The 457-nt window shown below is 71.8% G+C and carries 1 pseudogene; it reads right to left on the minus strand.

Features of this window, described 5'->3' with window-relative positions:
• Positions 1-398 (minus strand): annotated as a pseudogene (locus ADK41_RS06830) (helix-turn-helix domain-containing protein); the annotation flags it as partial.
• Positions 399-457: the final 59 nt, after the last annotated feature.

Below are 457 nucleotides of genomic sequence, written 5' to 3' on the forward strand. Positions count from 1 at the left end.
GGTGGGGTGGGGCAGTCGGTGGGGGCTGCTTCGCGTCGGTGGTGGGGCTGGTTGCAGGAGGTGGTGCGGGTGATGAGGTGGCCGGTGGGGGTGCGGATGCGTTCGCGGCGGAGGTAGCCGTGGGTCTCCAGTTCGCGCAGGGCGTCGGCGATGCGTTTGGTGCCTTCTTTGAAGCGGGCGGCGAGGCTCTTGATGTCGACGGGGGTGCCGGTGGGCAGTGACTGGATGTGGCAGGCGAGGCCGATGGCGACCAGGGACAGCTCGGGGTGCTGGGTGAGGTGGTTGCCGATCACCACGAAGCGGGTGGTGTGGCGGGGGGTTTCGTGGGGGAAGCGGCCCGCGGGGGTCCTCCCAAACGACCCCCCCCGCCCCGCCCCCCGCTTCGTGGAGATCGGCAACCACCTCCCCCACCACCCCGAGCGGTCCCTGGCCGCCATCGCCCTGGCCTGCCACATCC

The sequence above is a fragment of the Streptomyces caelestis genome, assembly GCF_001279005.1.
Lineage (GTDB): Bacteria > Actinomycetota > Actinomycetes > Streptomycetales > Streptomycetaceae > Streptomyces > Streptomyces heliomycini.